Genomic DNA, 16070 nt, shown 5'->3' on the forward strand with positions numbered 1-16070 from the left:
CAACGCCTCACCGGATGCCCCGTGAATTCGTCTCGGCCTCGAAGTGGGTCTGTGCCCGATCCAGAGCTTCGTTCGGGTTGCAGTCGTGTGCCCGGAGCCAGTGGAGGAGGTCGGCGATCACGTCGATCGCCGCCTCCTCCGCGACGGCCACGCTCAGCAGGGTGCCCTCCGAGCCCACGGTACGAGGCAGCCCGGCTGCCCGGTAGAAGCCGAGCATCGCCTCAGCGCGCGTGACGCGCGTCCCGCCGCTGTGCCCGCGCGGCGAGGGGTTGGCGGTGGCCAGCTCGCACCACGTCACTTTCCTGTCGGCGAGGAGTTGGACGCCCCACCGGTCGGTCACAGCGGTGATGAGGTCCATGCCCCGTCCCGACTCGGAGTCGACGCCTTCGTTGCGGAGGGTGGGCAGCGCACGGGTGTCAGGGTCATGGACCTCGATGCGCAGACCGGTTCCCTCCTTGCCCACGATCAAAGTGGCGGGGGTGCCCGGACCGACGTGGGTGACCACGTTGGAGACGAGTTCGCTGACACAGAGCTGGGCCGTGTCGACGAGTTCGTCCAGCCCCCACTGTCCCAGGTGGACCCGTAGGGCGGAACGTAGAGCCGCTACTTCCTCGGCCTCCGCCAGGAACCGCAGCTTCCACCGGCCAGGTGACACACAGGCTTCCCGAATCACGAAGGTCCCTCTCATCGTATGCCGACTCCCCCGACTCCACATGGGCAGCGGAGCGTCACGAACGTTCACAGGGAGTTGCTTCACTGGAAGAGTGGCGCGATCGCATCCCGAAATGCAATGTGCACGGCGGGATTCCCACTTCTGAGTGATTGGCAAGCGCGCCCCTTGGCACGAGACTGATCGCCAGTTACTGCGAAGGGTGTTGGAGATGGCAGGTTCACCGACGGCGCGTCGTCGTCGCCTCTCGATCGAGTTGAAGAAACTGCGCGAGGCCAACGCCCTCACCTGCGCACAGGTCGGTGCGGCCCTGGACTGGAGTGGCTCCAAGGTCAATCGGATGGAGACGGGGAGCGGCAGGGTCCAGCCGTCCGACATCGATGCGTTGTGCCGCTATTACGAGACCGACGACGAGTTGCGGGAGTTCCTGAAGTCCCTTGCGAGGCAGGCCAAGACGCGCGGGTGGTGGCAGGAGCACGGGTCGGGGGTGCCGCAGTGGTTCTCGATCTACATCGGCCTGGAGCAGGAGGCCTCCACATTTCGCCAGTATCAGTGCGAGTTGCTGCCCGGGCTCATGCAGACTCCGGCGTACGCGGGCGAACTCCACACGACCGGGGCCCATCTGCCGGCCCAGGACATCGAACGGGCCGTGCGTGTGCGCATGGAACGTCAGACCATGCTGACGAGGCCGGAAGCCCCGAACGCCTGGTTCGTCGTGAACGAAGGGTCTCTTCGCAATGTCATCGGGGATCGGACCCTGATGCGAGAGCAACTCGAACGTCTCGTGGAGTGCTCGGAGCTTCCGAGCGTCACTCTGCAGATCCTGCCCTTCAACTCAGGCACCTACCCGGCCACCGGATCGTTCACCATGCTCGGCTTCCCCGACCAGGAGGACCCCGACATCGTGTACCGGGACGGCATCACCGATGCCGTCTACCTCGAAGGGGAGCATCATGTGCGGGAGTACACCAGGGCTTTCGATGGCTTGCGAGCCGCCGCTCTGAGCCCTCAGCGGTCCGTCCAGCTCATCAAGTCCGTTCTTAAGGAATACGCAGGATGAAGATTGCGCGGCCGGTCTCCGACGCTCCCTCGTCGTGGTTCAAGTCCTCCCACAGCAACGGCGCGGGCGGTGAGTGTGTCGAGTGCGCCCATGGTGTCGGCGGGGTTCTCCTGCGCGACTCAAAGGATGCCGAAGGGCCCGTACTCACCGTTCGTGTGCATGCTTGGCGTGCCTTCATACGGGCGCTGTAGGGCCATTCCCGCAGACAGGGTGTGGCTGCTTCAGTGCTCCGCGAGCAGAGCGGCGACTTCTGGCACGCCCGTATAATCCTGCAACCGATCGAAAATGACGCGCATTCGTTCCGCCACTCTCTCCGACGAGGTCTCGGATCCCAGAGAAATGACCCGTTCCGCGACGGCTGCCGCCTCTTCCGGTTCGTTGGCGTCGGCCAGGGCGACCGCGAGCCAGGACAGGTACAGGGCCATTTCCCTGGCATGTGTCGCGTCATAGCCACCAAGGACTTCCCGGAGCAACGGCACAGCGCGCAGCGGCCGGTGAAGTTCCGTGTAGACGCGCGATTCCATGACCTTGAGTTCCCCGGCGTCCACCCAGTAGAGGTAGGCGGGTGACTCGATCCCCTCGCTGTCCTCGCTGAGTGCTTGTCCGGCTTCCCCCAACGCGCGCATGGCCTGCTGTCCGCCGGTCGCGCCCCCTGCTTTCGTGTACGCCCATGCCACCCTGTCCAGGTACAGCGCACGGGCCTTCGGGGGCGCTTCGCTGCCGGCGTCATGGAGGGCGATTTGGGCCAGCGTCAACCCTTCGGCCTCCCGTCCGGTATTACTCATCTGGTAGGCCAGTGAGCCGGCGAGATTACCCGCGAGGGTGTGGTCTTCCGCCTGCCGTGCGGCGCTGATTCCCAGCCGGTAGATTCGCTCCGCCTCCTCGTGCTGGCCGGCGTCGCTGGCGATCCATCCTGCGATCTGCGCCAACTCGCCGATCTGGCCGAGCAGTTGCTGCCCAACTTCGCTGGTGTGTGAGCTTTCCCGGTACAGCTTCACCGCGCGCCGTACGTCTCTGAGCGCAGGCCGGATCAGGTCTCCACCCGCAAGCACGTCGTCAGCGAGTCGGAGCCCGTGAACCCGCTGCTGTAATTCGTTCACGGTACCCATACCGACGCGTCGCCCCGTGCGGCATTCCAAAGGGCTCAGCGGGTCCCCTTCGGGCAGGAATTCAGTCAGTGTCGGCAGAGGCGGGTCAACCGTCTTCTGCGCGGTTACGAGGGCATCCACGGTCACACCCAGCGCAGTGGCCAGGAACGGCAACCATTCGCGAGGCGTGCGCTTGCCCGTCTCCCAACGGCTGACCTCTTGGCGTCCGACTGGTTCCCCGGATACTCGCGCCGCCTGACAGACCTCACGCGCCAGCCGTGACTGACTCCACCCTCGCTGTTCGCGCAGGTGTCGGATGTTGGCCCCAACGCAGCTGCCCATGTGCCGATTCTGGCCGACAGCCGGCCAACACGGGGCCGCTAGTCACGGATGGGTTCCGGGATCGACGCTTGTTCCGCGGAGGCGAACCGACAAGACGTCGCAACTCACCGCGGCGGCGGCCTTCGCGCTGCGGGCCCGGGACGGGAGGCCCCGGCAACTGCGTCCCCGAATCGTGAAAACCCCGAATGGAGTCCTGTAATGAGCGCTGCCCGAAACGCACTCAAGTTCGTATGGCTGGAGGTCACCGGACTGTGCAATGAGTTCTGCGACCACTGCTATGCGGACTCCTCACCCAAGGGGACTCACGGCACTCTGACCGTTCAGGACTGGCTTCGCGTCATCGACCAGCTCGCGGACATGGGGACGCTGGACATTCAGTTCATCGGTGGTGAACCGACCCTGTATCCGCACCTTCCGGCGTTGATCCGGCACTCTCACGGTTCCGGACTGTCCGTCGAAGTGTTCTCCAACATGACGCACATCCGTGACGAGCTGTGGGAGACGTTCAAAGAATGCGGGGTCAAGCTGGCGACTTCGTATTACTCCGACACAGCGGAGGAGCACGACTCGGTGACCCGGCTCAGGGGTTCTCACAGGAGGACGCGGGCGAATGTCGAAAGGGCACTGGGCCTCGACATCCCGCTTCGTGGCGGCGTCGTGGCGGTCCGGGAGGGCCAACGCGTCCGTGAAGCGGCAAGGGACCTTGCGGTGCTCGGCGTGGGAATGGTGGGCGGAGACAAGAGCCGGGCATTCGGGCGGGCGAGCAAAGGGGCTGCCCCGACGATCAGCGATCTGTGCGGGCACTGCGCTCACGAGAAATGCGCCATCGGTCCGAACGGTGACGTATGGCCCTGCGTCCTGGGTCGATTCCTGACCATCGGAAACGTGCTGAGCGCTCCCCTCGCTGAGATTTGGGGCGGGGGACAGATGAAGGAGGTCTGCGCAGACATCACCGAAGTGCATGGAGAAGGCGCACAGTCCTGTACTCCGCCTCAGTTCCTGCCGATGTGCGGTCCTTGTGGTCCGTGCGTACCCTCCGTCGGGCACTGTGACCCCAGGGGAGCAGACGGCGCCGTTACGCTCGGCGTACCGGCTTGATCCGCTGCGATGGTGAGGAGCGCGCATGGACGATCACGGTGACGACTTCGGGGCGTGGGGTGCGGAGGGCGTCCACAGCGCCGTGCAGCGGACCGATGATGAGTGGGCCGCGGTCGCGCGTTACGTCCGGCATGCGGCGAACAAGTTGGGGCCCTCGCTGCCATTGTGTCTTCCCGGTGAGCCGCAAGAATGTGGGCGGACCGCTCAGCAGCATGTGTTGGCCTGGTCCGCGCATCTCAAGGCCGTCGCCCACCACCTCATGGAGTTGTCCACTCCCAGTGAGGCCAGAGGGGCCTTCGCCGCTGGACCGCTGTATCAGCGGCGATTGGCTGGGGTGAGGGAGCAGAGTGCGGCTGCGGCTGCCAATCGCTGACCCCCACGCCGCTGGGTGGTGCGGAGGTCGGGGTGGTCCGGGTGGGTGCTGGTGAGGCCTACTGACGAAGTGCTGGTCGGGCCGCACGCTTCTTTGCAGTGTCGTGCCTCCGCGCGCCGCGCAAAGGGCGGCCTGCGGCCGTCGCCTGCGGCGATTGCGCTGCGCTTCACCCTTGACCCGGCCCGCTCCGGCACGGGTCAGAAGCGAGCGTGCGGCCCGGAAGAGCGGGGGCCCGCTGGGTGGGATGCGGGCGGGTCGGTCGGGTTGTGGGGCGGGGATTGCGGGCGCGGGCGCGTCTCGCCTGCACGCCGGGTTGAGTTGGCGGCTTGCGGAGCGTGGGCGGCACTCGGTCGGCCTGAGGACGTCTAGCCCTGCGAGGGGCGGATGATCTGCCATTCCTGGTCGTCTGTGTTCGTGCACGTGAAGAGCAGGAGGCGTACGCCGTCCTTGGTGTCCTGGTTTCCGCCTACCTCCAGGCACATGTGGTTGCTGGCGAAGTTTCGGATCCAGTAGGCGCCGCTGTCCTGCTTGTCGACCCACCAGAGTTGGTTGTCGTCCGTCGTGCCTACGCAGTCTGCCTCGGAGATCGCCGCGTGGATGGGCTGGGGGCCGACGCCCGGCAGGTCCATGCAGAACTGGTCCTTGACGTTGCGGATCTGAAAGAGGGGCTTGCCGCCGGGGCCGAGCTTCGGGTAGCGGACCTCAAGGTCCCAGAGCTGGTTGTCGTCGGTGCCCTCGTCGCACGTGAACTGCTGGACCCGGCCGTCCTTCTCGCCCTTCCCCTCCCCCGGGATGTCGGCGCATCGCTTGGTGGCGGTGTTCCGCAGGAGGATGTTGCTCGCGGGCACCACGCCCTTGGGCGCTGCCGTCTTCGTGGGCTGCGCTGCAGGAGCCCCTCCGCCACCCCCGCCGTCGGAATTCTGCGTGGCCGACGCGCCGGCTTCCGGGTCGACGGACGGGGCCTTCGGCGCCTCGGGGGTCGGTGAGGGGGAGGGCGCCAGTGTGCTGATGTCGGCTGCCTGCAGTTTCTCCGTGGCGACGCTGCGGACCTGGGGCCTGTAGGCGATCCACAGCATCACGAACGTGATGGCCAGCGCCATGAAGATGCCGAGGAAGGTGGCGAGCCAGCGCGGCAGGAAGCCCTTCTGGATGTACGTGCCTTCGACGTCCAGGGGGTCCACGCCCGACCGTTGGACGGCGAGGGTGTAGGGGCGGGACTCCTTCGAGCCGAACCAGATGATCTGGCGCGGCTTGAGCGTCGTCTTCACGAACGCCGCGCGGCCCGGCTCGATCTGCACGTTCGACGGGTGGATGTCGTACGACAGGTGATCGCCGTTGTCGCTGGCGCTGAGCGACGCCGTCAGCTTCGTGTTGCCCAGGTTGTCGACAGCGAGCTTCGGACGGCCCCGGAAACGGCCCTTCACCGTCGGCGGGACCAGCTCCGCCCGCACCTCCGTGAAGGGGGTGATCGTCAGATTCCCCTCGGGAACCGTCGTTGCCTCGGGGTGTTCCGTCGGCGTGATCCTCACCGCGTACGGATTCGGGCCCGCCGTCGCGTCCGGCGTGCGCGGCGGCGCGAATGTCAGGTCCACCGAACCCGTCGTACCCGGATACAGCCGCAGCGTCTGCGGTTCGACAGCCGTCCACGGCGCCAGCGCTCCGACCGCCTCGAAACGGTATTCGTCGACGACGTCACCGGTGTTGCGAAGACGCAGCCGCACCGTCGTACTGCCACCCGGGTCCACGGTCGCAGAGGCAGGTTCGAGGGAAGTCCAAGGGCTCACTCTCGGACGTTATACGTATGCCCGATGCCCGATCAGGAGGCACCGGGGCACAGCGGGGTGCCCGAAGGGGCAGGGCCGGTTGCCCGTGATCCATCGCTGATCCACCGCTGAACCATCGCCGGTCCGGCGGCGATCCGCCGCCGATCCATCGCCTTTGCCTTGCGTTCCGTCTCGGTATCGGTGCCCGGAGGGGTGGTGTCGGGTCCGCTCGGGGATGATCTGTCCCATGGGGCACATGGGGCATGAGAAAGGGCGCGGGGCGGACATGGACGACGCCCTGGCGTGGGACGAGCGGTTGGCCTGGGCGTACGGACTGATTTCGAAGAATCCGGCCGAGCGGGCCGTCGCACTCGATCACTTGGCTTCCGCCCAGAAGGCGGCGGCGGAGGCCGTGGCGCGCTTCAACACGACGTTGATGTCGCTGCAGGAAGAGGGGGTGGAGGAACCGTACGAGGTTCCGGCTCTGCGGTCGGCCTGGGAGGAGCGGTTGCGGGCCGGGGCCCGTTCGCTGCCCGACGGTGTGTGGAACAGCCTGGATCACGAGGACATCGTCGAGTGGCCGGGGCTGCCCTACGCCCTGCTCTTCCTGGAGTGGGAGGCCCGGTATCCGGACGAGTGGACCCTCGCCGCCAAGGAGTGGGGGACGAAGGAGAAGCTCATCCGGGAACTGGCCGTGGACTCCGTCGGGCGGGATCCGGTGGCCCGGACCAAGCTGATCGACCTGGTGGAGATCGTCGTGCGGCGGGCCTATCGCTGCAAGGACCGCGAGTACGTGCGCGTGGCCCGGGTCGTCGACGGGCCTCCGCTGCGCGTGCGGCTGGAGGCGGCCCGGCGCTCGGAGAACCCCTGGGCGCAGCTGCACGCCGGGTACGTGCTGTGGCTTCTCGATCGGCCCGACGTGCCGAACAGCCCAATTGTCTGGCGTACCTGGCTGGCGGACGCCCAGCAGTGAGCAGCGACTAGCGGCGGCAACCTTTCCCTCGTCTGCTGCCACCCCTCTCTGACATCCCCCCCATCTCCCGTACAGGGAAGGTCAGATGAGCCGCAACAGCAGCAGCAGACGCAGTAGCGACAGTAGTGGCAGTGGTAGTGGCAGTGGCCAGGTAGGCAGTCGTCGGCGGTTCCTGGTCGGTTCTGCCGGGGTCGTCGGTGGCGGGGCCCTCGGGGTGCTCGGGCTGCCCGGGGCCGCGCAGGCCGCCGCGGCGGCGACCGGGACCCTCTACATCGCCAGTGACTCCACCGCGCAGACCTACAGCTCCGGCTACTACCCCCAGGCCGGCTGGGGCCAGAAGCTGTCCACGTACTTCACCTCGAACATCACCGTCGCCAACCGTGCCATCGGCGGGCGCAGTTCGCGTTCCTTCATCGAGCAGGGGCGGCTGGCCGCGATCCATCAGGTGATCAAGGCAGGCGACTACCTCTTCGTGCAGTTCGGGCACAACGACGCCACCGTGGGCAACGCCGAGCGGTACACCTCCCCGGCCGACTACAAGGAGTACCTGCGCAACGACTACATCCGGGGCACCCGCGCGCGGGGCGCGACCCCCGTCGTCGTGACGCCCGTCTCGCGGCGCTCCTACAACGCGACGACCGGGAAGTTCAACGTCTCCTTCCCCGCGTACGTGGATGCCGCGAAGGCGGTCGCGCAGGAGGAGGGCGCTCCGCTGGTCGACCTCTCGGCGGCCAGCCGCGCCTACCTCGACGGGATCGGCGTCGAGGCCTCCAAGGGGATCTTCCTGTGGCTGAACGCCGGGCAGTACCCGAACTTCCCGAACGGGGTGCAGGACAACACCCACTTCCAGGAGCGCGGCGCCGTCGAGATGGCCCGGCTCGTCGCCCGCGCGGTGGCGGGGCTGGGGTTGCCGCTGTCGGGAGAGGTGCTTCCGGGCCTCGCCCGACAGGGCGGGTATGCGGGCGGGCGGCTGGCGGGATCGGCGGGCTAGTCTCGGCTGATCGGCGGACGTGACCGTCGGACGTGGCCGTCGGGCGCGACAGCAGCAGGAGGCAGTGATGGCGAAGGTACCGACCGCGGTGGTGGCCGCGGGTGGGCTCGTCGGCGGGTACGGGGTCGCCCGCTGGACGAGGAAGCGGCAGCTCGGCGGGGTCGTGCTCGCCGCCGCCGGGGTGGCCGCCGCCCAGCAGTGGCGGCAGCAGGCCGGCGGGCGGGCCGCCGGGGCACTGACCGCCGCGTACGTCGTCGCCTTCGCCGGATCCCATCCGCTCGCCAAGAAGGTCGGGGCGTGGCCTGCGGTGTTCGGGGCAGCCGGGGCCGTCGCCCTGGCGTCGTGGGCCGTGGCCGACCGGCGGGGCTGACCTGCGGGATCGACCGGCAGGGCTGACAGGCGGGGCTGACCGGTAGGGCTGATCGGCGGGGCTGATCGGTAGGGCTGAGAGCCTGCCCGCCGCGGCGCCACTTGCTCCGGTTCGGCCCGCTCCCCGGGCTCAGCCTCGCCGAGCCCCGCTCAGCCCGGCGAGATCGGAGTCCGCCGGGCGGGCGAGATCGGTGTCGATCGGCCGGGCGAGATCGGTGTCGATCGGCCGGGCGAAGTCGCTCTCCGTGCCCTCCGGCGCTCCCCGGAACGCCCTCCGGTACGCCTGCGGGCTCGTCCCCACCACCCTCTTGAACCGGTCCCGGAAGGCGGTCGGCGAGCCGAACCCCGCCTGCACCGCGATCCGTTCGACGGGGTGGGACGTGTTCTCCAGGAGGTGCTGGGCCCTGCGCACCCGCGCCAGGTGCAGCCACTGCAGGGGTGTCGTACCGGTCTGCTCGCGGAAACGGCGGTTGAGCGTACGGGCGCTGGTGCCCGCCCGGGTGGCGATGTCGTCCAGCGTCAGATCGCGGCCGGCGTTCTCCTCCAGCCAGTTCAGCAGGGGTTCCATCGTCGTGCCCGCCGGGGCCGGGGGCTGGGTGTGGACGATGAACTGGGCCTGCCCGCCCTCCCGTTCGAGTGGCATGACGGACATCCGGGCCGCGTGGGCGGCGACGGCCGAGCCGTAGTCCTTGCGGATCATGTGCAGGCACATGTCCATCGCCGCGGCGGCGCCCGCCGAGGTGAGGAACTGGCCGTTGTCGACGTAGAGGACGTTCGGGTCGACCGCCACCGCCGGATGCATGGCCGCCAGGTCCGCGGCGGCGATCCAGTGCGTGGTCGCCCGCTGCCCGTCGAGCAGCCCGGTGGCGGCGAAGATGAACGCGCCGACGCAGATCGAGGCGATGCGCGTCCCGTTCGCCGCCGCCGCGCGCAGAGCTTCGGCCACCCCGGGCGGCAGCGGGGAGGTCGGGTCGGTGGTGCCGGGCACGATGATCGTGTCCGCCTCGGCCAGCGCCTCAAGCCCGTACGGCGCCCGTACGGTGAACGCCCCCGCGCTCACCTCCTCGGCCGGTGAGCAGACCTTGATCCGGTAGGGCGCGCGGCCGTCGGGCAGCCGGGCCCAGTTGAAGGTGTCGATCGGGGCGGAGAGATCGAACGGGATGACCTGGTCGAGCGCCAGTACGGCCACGGTGTGCATGGCGAAAGAATAGGCAGGCAACGGATTACGGCCAAGCGGGGGCCCCGGGGGGGGTGGAGGGCCCGAGCCCTGTTCCGCGAGCGTGAACCTCTGCGCTGCGGGAGCGGGGATCGCCCTGTCCCGCGCCTGGCGAGAATCCGTTGAAGGCTGGCGATACCGCCACTTCCCGAAGATCCGGTACGCCGCCTACCGTCCCCTCGTGACCAAGTTCCTCCTCGTCCTCCACGTCCTCGTCGCGATCGTCGCCGTCGGTCCCGTCACCGTCGCGGCCAGCATGTTCCCGCCCAGCGCCCGGCGGGCCCTCGCCGAACCGGACAACCCGCGGGCCACGGAGACCGTGCGCCTGCTGCACCGGATCTGCCGGGTGTACGCGGGCCTGGGCATCGCCGTTCCCGTCCTCGGCATGGCCACGGCGCTCAGCATGGGCGTGCTCTACGACACCTGGCTGATCGTCTCGATGGTCCTGACCGGGATCGCGGCGGCCGTCCTGCTGGCGCTGGTGCTGCCGCGTCAGGAGGAGATCATCGAAGCGGTGGGGCCCGCGTCCGCCGCACCCGCCGCATCCGCCGCCTCCACCGAGGTCGCCGCCTCCACCGCCTCCACCGCCTCCACCGCCTCCACCGAGGTCGCCGTGAACCCGCGGGTGACCGTTCAACTCGCCATGTTCACCGGCATCTTCAACCTGCTCTGGGCCACCGTCACGATCCTCATGATCGTGCGGCCCGGGTCCACGACGGGCGCCTGACGCTCACACCCGCTGCTGGTGCCGCTGCTGCCGGGCCTGCGACTGGGTGTGAGACTCCGGCTGTGGCTGGGACTGCGGCTGCGACTGGGGCTGGAGCTGATGGGCGAAGACCAGTCCGTCCAGCGACTCCTCCGCGTCCGCCCTGAGCCGCCGGCCCACGGACGTCGCGACGAGCACGCCCGCGGCGATCACGAGTGTGGAGGACGCCCAGATCAGCTGCCAGGGCCAGCCGGGCATCTCGGCCGGCTCGGGCGGCTCCGGGTGCGTGTGGAACGAGAGGTACATGAGCGCGGCCGGGGGCACCGCCACCAGCAGCAGGGGCCAGGCGAGGGCGTCACGGTGGCCGAAGTAGACGGCCAGCAGGAGCAGCAGCACGGCCAGGACCGCCACTCCGAACACGGTCACCGGCGTCGCCTCCGTGGTCGAACCGGGTGACGCGGGGTGGTCGCGCAGATCCCTGGGCAGGCAGAGGAGGTACGCCGCCGAGGACACGGCGGCACCCAGCAGGCGGGTCGACCAGCGTTCCGTCCAGGGGCGCTTCGACAGCGGGCCCAGCAGCTTCTCGGTCATGGGAACAAAGGTGCCTCCGTCGCACACGCGGCCGACAGAGTACGCGTACTCAGTTCGCCGGTTCTGTCAGACAGGCCCTAGGAGGCTTCCGCCGTCGACAGGGGGCTGGCGATGTCCTCCAGGGAACGGCCCTCCGCCCGTACCGCGAGCAGCGCCGCGACGAGGCCCGCCGCGCACATCAGACCGGCGCCGATCTGGAAGGCGAGGACCGTGTCGCCGACGACACCCGTGCTGGTCAGCTCCGAGAAGATCAGCGGGCCGCTGATACCGCCCGCCGCGGTGCCGATGGCGTAGAAGAAGGCGATGGCCATCGCGCGGGTCTCCATCGGGAAGATCTCGGAGACCGTCAGATACGCGCTGCTCGCGCCCGCCGAGGCGAAGAACAGGACCACGCACCAGCAGGCGGTCAGGGTGGTCGCGGTCAGCGAGCCCCGGTCGAAGAGCCAGGCCGTGCCGAAGAGCAGGATGCCGGAGAGCAGATACGTGGACGAGATCATGATCCGGCGGCCCACGGTGTCGAAGAACTTGCCGAGGAGCAGCGGGCCGAGGAAGTTGCCGACCGCGATGACGGCGAAGTAGTAACCGGTGCTGCCGGTCGGGACGTCGAAGAACGTGGTGAGGATCGCGCCGAAGCCGAAGGTGATCGCGTTGTAGAGGAACGCCTGCCCGATGAAGAGGGAGAGGCCGAGGACGGCGCGCTTGCGGTACGTCGTGAAGACCGTGCGGGCGATCATGCCGAAGCCGATGCTCTTGCGCTGGTGGATGGTGATCTCACCGGCGGGCGGTGGCAGTTCGCGTCCCGTCTCCTCCTTGATCTGCCGCTCGGCCTCGGTGACCAGCCGTTCCGCCTCCTCCCCCTTGCCGTGGATGAACAGCCAGCGCGGGCTCTCGGGGACGTTGCGGCGTACGAGGAGGATCACCAGGCCGAGGACGACACCGAGGACGAAGGTGAGCCGCCAGCCGACGTTCATCGCGAACAGGTCCGTGTTCAGCGCGACGATCGACAGGAGCGAGCCGGCGATCGCGCCCAGCCAGAAGCTGCCGTTGATGATCAGGTCGACGCGCCCGCGGTACTTCGAGGGGATCAGTTCGTCGATCGCCGAGTTGATGGCCGCGTACTCGCCGCCGATGCCGAAGCCGGTGAAGAAGCGGAAGAGGAGGAACCACCATACGGAGAACGAGAGGGCCGTCATGGCGGTGGCCGCGAGATAGACGGCCAGGGTGACCATGAACAGCTTGCGGCGGCCGAACTTGTCCGTCAGCCGACCGAAGAACAGGGCGCCCGCGCAGGCTCCTGCCACGTACAGGGCGGCGGCGATGCCGGTGACCTGGGCGGCCGAGATGGGCAGTCCGCTGCCTTCCTCGGAGAGCCGGCCGGCGATGTTGCCGACGACGGTGACTTCGAGGCCGTCCAGGATCCAGACCGTGCCGAGGCCGATGACGATGGTCCAGTGCCAGCGGGACCAGGGCAGGCGGTCCAGTCGGGCGGGCACGGCGGTGGTGACGGCTCCGGTCTCCGCGGACCCGGCATCGGTGACGGCCATGGCACCCCTCCTTGCGGTTCGGGAACATCTCCCCGAGTTCCCCGATCCGCCGACCTCTCACCTGGCCGGTGGGGGGCGCTCTGCGGGTTGTGCGTTGGCTGCGGGCCGGTGGGGGTTGCTCGCGCCGTTCCCCGCGCCCCTTGGAAGGAGGGGCTGCGCCCCTTCAGGGGCGCGGGGAACTGCGCGGCCAGCCACAGCGCGCCCGCGGATGAACGCACAACCCGCGGAAGCGAACCCGTCACGCCCCCAGCGCCTTGGACACCGCATAGATCAGAAGGCCCGCCAGCGAGCCAACAACCGTGCCGTTGATCCGGATGAACTGCAGATCCCGCCCGATGTGCGCCTCGATCTTCCGAGACGTATGCTCCGCGTCCCACCCGGCGACCGTCTCGGTGATGAGCGAGGTGATCTCGTCGCGGTACGTCGTCACGACGTACACCGCCGCCCCCTCGACCCACCCGTCGACCTTGCCCTGCAGCCGCGCGTCGGTCGCCATCCGCGTCCCGAGGGACAGCAGCGACGCCCGTACCCGCAGCCGCAGCTCACTGCGCTCGTCCTCCGCCGCGGACACGATCATCCGCCGTACGGAGGACCATGTGGAGGCGATCAGGTCCTGGACCTCGCCCCGGCCGAGGACCTCGCGCTTGAGGTTCTCCACCCGCGCCCGGGTGTCGGTGTCGGACTGCAGGTCGGAGGCGAAGTCGGTGAGGAACCGGTCGAGGGCGCCACGCGCCGGATGGGCGGGCATGTCGCGCATCTCGGTGACGAAACGCAGCAGCTCCTTGTAGACGCGCTCCCCGACCCGCTTGTCGACGAAGCGCGGGGTCCAGCCGGGAGCGCCGCCCTGTACGGCGTCCATCACCTGCTCGTTGTGGAGGACGAGCCAGTCGTGGGCGCGTACGCAGATCAGGTCGACGACCCGCCGGTGGCCGCCGTCCGCGACGACCTTCTCCAGTGTCTTCCCTATGCCGGGGGCGATCTCCTGGGCGTCGGCCCGTCGGTTGATGGCCTCGCCGACAACGGCCTGCACGTCCGAGTCGCGGAGTACCGCGAGGGCTCCCCTGAGCGCGGTGGCCAGTTCCTCGGTCACCCGGTCGGCGTGCTCGGGCAGGGCCAGCCAGGTGCCGAGCCGGCTGCCGATGCCGACGGCGCGCAGCCGCTGCCGTACGACGTCCTGCGAGAGGAAGTTCTCGCCGACGAACTCGCCCAGCGACACGCCGAGCTGGTCCTTCTTGGTCGGGATGATCGCGGTGTGCGGGATGGGCAGGCCCATGGGCCGCCGGAACAGTGCGGTGACGGCGAACCAGTCGGCGAGCGCGCCCACCATGCCGGCCTCGGCGGCGGCGGCCACGTACCCCGTCCAGGCGCCCGCGCCGGAGTTTCCGGCCCATTTGGCGAGTACGTAGACGACGGCGACGAACAGCAGCAGTCCGGTCGCCATGAGTTTCATGCGGCGGACCCCGCGGAACTTCTCCTCGTCGGCGGGGCTGAACGAGTTCATCGCCCGGTTCGGCGCGGCGCGGCCGGGCCCCGTGGCTCCCGGGGCCGCCGTGGCCGGCCCCTCGGCCCCGACGGCGCTCGCGGGGCTCGTGGGGTTCGCCACACCGTCGGCGTGGGAAGGCTGCCCTTCCGGGCCCGTTTCCCCTGTTTCGTCCTCTTTCGTTCGTTCCATCCGCTCCATCCGTTCCCGGTCCCCCATAACGCATTGTTCCAACCTGACCGACTCCTGGAACGGAACAGGAGTTCCCCGCGTCTGTCCGGGCGGGGGATTTCACCGGGGCCCAGGGGTCCTGGGGTGTCCCGAGGGGTCCTGTCGGGTTCCTCCCGCGTCATGCCTCATCATGGGGTCATCACACCGGAGCTCCGGGCTCCCACTTTTCCGAGGAGATACGCACCGCATGACCAAGCGTCACGGTTATGCCTTGCTGGCCGCGATCGTCGCTGTGATCGTCGCCATTTCGACCGCCATATACGTCGGAGTCGCCGCCGACGACGGCGGGGAGACCACGGCCGTCGTCGGCGGCCGGACCCCGCACAACTCGGCGGCCCCCGCCTCCGTCGGCACCTGGGTGGGCGCCTGGTCGGCGTCCCCCGCCGGATCGGAGCCCGGCACCGAGGCGAACGGCATGGCGGGCCGCTCCGTACGCAACGTGGTGCACGTCGGCGTCGGCGGCACCGCGGCCCGGATCACCCTGTCCAACCTGTACGGGCAGCAGCCGCTCAGCATCACGCACGCCTCGGTCGCCGTCGCGGCCACCGCGAACAACGCCGCCGCGACCGCCGACACCATGCGGCGCCTCACCTTCGGGGGCCGTCCCTCGGTGGTCGTGCCCGCCGGGCAGCAGGTCGTCAGCGACGCCGTACGGCTGCTGGTCCCGCACGGCAGCGACGTGCTGGTGACGACGTACTCGCCGACCCCGTCGGGGCCCGTCACCTACCACCCGCAGGCGCGGCAGATCTCGTACACCGCGGAGGGCGACCGTACGGAGGACGTCAGCGGGGCCGCGTACACCGGGCAGACGCCCTACTGGCGGTATCTGACCGCGCTGGACGTGCTCAGCAACGAGTCGCAGGGCACCGTCGTCGTCATCGGCGACTCGCTCACCGACGGTGTGACCTCGACCGTGGGCGAGAACCGGCGCTGGACCGACGTCCTCGGCGAACGGCTGCACGCGGCCGGCTCCGACGGGCCCCGCTACAGCGTGGTCAACCAGGGGATCAGCGGCAACCGCGTCCTGGCCAGCGGGCTCGGGCGGCCCGCCGAGAATCCGAGCGGGCTGATCCGCTTCGACCGTGACGTGCTCGGCCGCACCAACGTCAAGGCGGTCGTGATCGCCCTCGGCGTCAACGACATCCTGCGGACGCCGAACCAGACCGACGCGAACCGGATCACCGCGGGATTGCGTGAGCTGAAGCGGTTGGCGCATGCGCGGGGGCTGCGGGTCGTGGGGGCGACGCTCATGCCGTTCCAGGGGCATCGGGGGTACCGGCCGTATCTGGAGGACACGCGGCAGGCCGTCAACGCGCAGATCCGTGCGGGGAAAGTCTTCGACGACTACGCCGACTTCGACAAGGCGTTGCGGGATCCGTACAGCCCTCGGCGGCTGCGGTCCGACTACGACTCGGGGGATCATCTGCACCCGAGCGACAAGGGGTACCGGCGGATGGCGGACATCTTCGACCTGTCCGACCTCAAGGGTTCGGCCCCGGCCCAGCTCTAGCCCCACCGGGCGGGGGCTTGCAGGCCGCCTGCGGCCCGGTGGGGGTTGCCCGCGCAGTTCCCCGC

The 16070-nt window shown here is 69.1% G+C and carries 15 protein-coding genes; 8 read left to right on the forward strand and 7 right to left on the reverse strand.

Annotated elements, in window-relative coordinates; all coding sequences use genetic code 11:
- Positions 1-7: 7 nt before the first annotated feature.
- Positions 8-688: an ATP-binding protein gene (locus ACFVH5_RS11815; RefSeq protein ID WP_385833387.1), complete on the reverse strand. Its 681-nt coding sequence runs from the start codon at positions 686-688 to the stop codon at positions 8-10.
- Positions 689-881: 193 nt separating this feature from the next.
- Between ACFVH5_RS11815 and ACFVH5_RS11820 the strand changes: the two genes are divergently transcribed.
- Both ACFVH5_RS11820 and ACFVH5_RS11825 read left to right on the forward strand, forming a co-directional pair.
- Complete coding sequence (locus ACFVH5_RS11820) at positions 882-1730, forward strand: helix-turn-helix domain-containing protein (RefSeq protein WP_385833388.1); 849 nt, start codon at positions 882-884, stop codon at positions 1728-1730.
- Complete coding sequence (locus ACFVH5_RS11825) at positions 1727-1921, forward strand: DUF397 domain-containing protein (RefSeq protein WP_385833390.1); 195 nt, start codon at positions 1727-1729, stop codon at positions 1919-1921. The genes ACFVH5_RS11820 and ACFVH5_RS11825 overlap by 4 nt, the downstream gene beginning before the upstream one ends.
- Positions 1922-1951: 30 nt before the next feature.
- Here the strand turns inward: ACFVH5_RS11825 and ACFVH5_RS11830 are convergent, their stop codons facing one another.
- Positions 1952-3160 carry a helix-turn-helix transcriptional regulator gene (locus ACFVH5_RS11830; RefSeq protein ID WP_385833391.1) on the reverse strand — a complete coding sequence of 403 codons (1209 nt, stop codon included), beginning with the start codon at positions 3158-3160 and terminating at the stop codon, positions 1952-1954.
- Positions 3161-3358: 198 nt separating this feature from the next.
- Here ACFVH5_RS11830 and ACFVH5_RS11835 point away from each other — a divergent pair, with 198 nt between their 5' ends.
- Positions 3359-4258, forward strand: a complete 900-nt coding sequence (locus tag ACFVH5_RS11835) for a radical SAM protein (RefSeq protein ID WP_385833392.1) — start codon at positions 3359-3361, stop codon at positions 4256-4258.
- A 738-nt stretch (positions 4259-4996) separates the two neighbouring features.
- On the opposite strand, the gene ACFVH5_RS11840 is transcribed toward ACFVH5_RS11835, so the two are convergent.
- Complete coding sequence (locus tag ACFVH5_RS11840; protein WP_385833393.1) at positions 4997-6415, reverse strand: RICIN domain-containing protein; 1419 nt, start codon at positions 6413-6415, stop codon at positions 4997-4999.
- A gap of 235 nt (positions 6416-6650) precedes the next feature.
- Between ACFVH5_RS11840 and ACFVH5_RS11845 the strand changes: the two genes are divergently transcribed.
- The 3 genes from ACFVH5_RS11845 to ACFVH5_RS11855 all read left to right on the forward strand — a co-directional run bounded on the left by ACFVH5_RS11845 (position 6651) and on the right by ACFVH5_RS11855 (position 8728).
- Positions 6651-7367: a hypothetical protein gene (locus ACFVH5_RS11845; RefSeq protein ID WP_385833394.1), complete on the forward strand. Its 717-nt coding sequence runs from the start codon at positions 6651-6653 to the stop codon at positions 7365-7367.
- An 85-nt stretch (positions 7368-7452) separates the two neighbouring features.
- Entirely contained in the window at positions 7453-8358 is a 906-nt protein-coding gene (locus ACFVH5_RS11850; RefSeq protein WP_385833395.1) for a rhamnogalacturonan acetylesterase, read from the forward strand.
- A 67-nt stretch (positions 8359-8425) separates the two neighbouring features.
- Positions 8426-8728: a hypothetical protein gene (locus ACFVH5_RS11855; RefSeq protein WP_385833397.1), complete on the forward strand. Its 303-nt coding sequence runs from the start codon at positions 8426-8428 to the stop codon at positions 8726-8728.
- Between the two features lie 129 nt (positions 8729-8857).
- On the opposite strand, the gene ACFVH5_RS11860 is transcribed toward ACFVH5_RS11855, so the two are convergent.
- Positions 8858-9925, reverse strand: a complete 1068-nt coding sequence (locus ACFVH5_RS11860; protein ID WP_385833398.1) for a GlxA family transcriptional regulator — start codon at positions 9923-9925, stop codon at positions 8858-8860.
- A gap of 199 nt (positions 9926-10124) precedes the next feature.
- Between ACFVH5_RS11860 and ACFVH5_RS11865 the strand changes: the two genes are divergently transcribed.
- On the forward strand, positions 10125-10670 hold the full coding sequence (locus ACFVH5_RS11865; RefSeq protein WP_385833399.1) for a protease: 546 nt from the start codon (positions 10125-10127) through the stop codon (positions 10668-10670).
- Between the two features lie 3 nt (positions 10671-10673).
- Here ACFVH5_RS11865 and ACFVH5_RS11870 read toward each other — a convergent pair whose 3' ends face one another.
- The 3 genes from ACFVH5_RS11870 to ACFVH5_RS11880 form a co-directional block, all read right to left on the reverse strand.
- Positions 10674-11240 carry a hypothetical protein gene (locus ACFVH5_RS11870; protein WP_385833400.1) on the reverse strand — a complete coding sequence of 189 codons (567 nt, stop codon included), beginning with the start codon at positions 11238-11240 and terminating at the stop codon, positions 10674-10676.
- A gap of 77 nt (positions 11241-11317) precedes the next feature.
- A complete protein-coding gene (locus tag ACFVH5_RS11875; RefSeq protein WP_385833401.1) occupies positions 11318-12784 on the reverse strand; it encodes an MFS transporter in 1467 nt (488 codons plus the stop codon).
- A gap of 238 nt (positions 12785-13022) precedes the next feature.
- On the reverse strand, positions 13023-14465 hold the full coding sequence (locus ACFVH5_RS11880; RefSeq protein ID WP_385833442.1) for a DUF445 domain-containing protein: 1443 nt from the start codon (positions 14463-14465) through the stop codon (positions 13023-13025).
- A 217-nt stretch (positions 14466-14682) separates the two neighbouring features.
- Between ACFVH5_RS11880 and ACFVH5_RS11885 the strand changes: the two genes are divergently transcribed.
- Positions 14683-16005 (forward strand): SGNH/GDSL hydrolase family protein, encoded by a 1323-nt coding sequence (locus ACFVH5_RS11885; protein WP_385833402.1) that lies wholly within the window; start codon positions 14683-14685, stop codon positions 16003-16005.
- Positions 16006-16070 lie beyond the last annotated feature (65 nt).

Origin of the sequence: Streptomyces sp. NPDC127119, from assembly GCF_042677425.1 — a bacterium.
Taxonomy (GTDB): Bacteria; Actinomycetota; Actinomycetes; order Streptomycetales; family Streptomycetaceae; genus Streptomyces.

Coding starts and splice junctions, on each gene's coding strand:
- ACFVH5_RS11815 (WP_385833387.1), bottom strand. CDS start 688: ATGAGAGGGACCTTCGTGATTCGGGAAGCCTGTGTGTCACCTGGCCGG.
- ACFVH5_RS11820 (WP_385833388.1), top strand. CDS start 882: ATGGCAGGTTCACCGACGGCGCGTCGTCGTCGCCTCTCGATCGAGTTG.
- ACFVH5_RS11825 (WP_385833390.1), top strand. CDS start 1,727: ATGAAGATTGCGCGGCCGGTCTCCGACGCTCCCTCGTCGTGGTTCAAG.
- ACFVH5_RS11830 (WP_385833391.1), bottom strand. CDS start 3,160: ATGGGCAGCTGCGTTGGGGCCAACATCCGACACCTGCGCGAACAGCGA.
- ACFVH5_RS11835 (WP_385833392.1), top strand. CDS start 3,359: ATGAGCGCTGCCCGAAACGCACTCAAGTTCGTATGGCTGGAGGTCACC.
- ACFVH5_RS11845 (WP_385833394.1), top strand. CDS start 6,651: ATGGGGCATGAGAAAGGGCGCGGGGCGGACATGGACGACGCCCTGGCG.
- ACFVH5_RS11850 (WP_385833395.1), top strand. CDS start 7,453: ATGAGCCGCAACAGCAGCAGCAGACGCAGTAGCGACAGTAGTGGCAGT.
- ACFVH5_RS11855 (WP_385833397.1), top strand. CDS start 8,426: ATGGCGAAGGTACCGACCGCGGTGGTGGCCGCGGGTGGGCTCGTCGGC.
- ACFVH5_RS11860 (WP_385833398.1), bottom strand. CDS start 9,925: ATGCACACCGTGGCCGTACTGGCGCTCGACCAGGTCATCCCGTTCGAT.
- ACFVH5_RS11870 (WP_385833400.1), bottom strand. CDS start 11,240: ATGACCGAGAAGCTGCTGGGCCCGCTGTCGAAGCGCCCCTGGACGGAA.
- ACFVH5_RS11875 (WP_385833401.1), bottom strand. CDS start 12,784: ATGGCCGTCACCGATGCCGGGTCCGCGGAGACCGGAGCCGTCACCACC.
- ACFVH5_RS11880 (WP_385833442.1), bottom strand. CDS start 14,465: ATGGAGCGGATGGAACGAACGAAAGAGGACGAAACAGGGGAAACGGGC.
- ACFVH5_RS11885 (WP_385833402.1), top strand. CDS start 14,683: ATGACCAAGCGTCACGGTTATGCCTTGCTGGCCGCGATCGTCGCTGTG.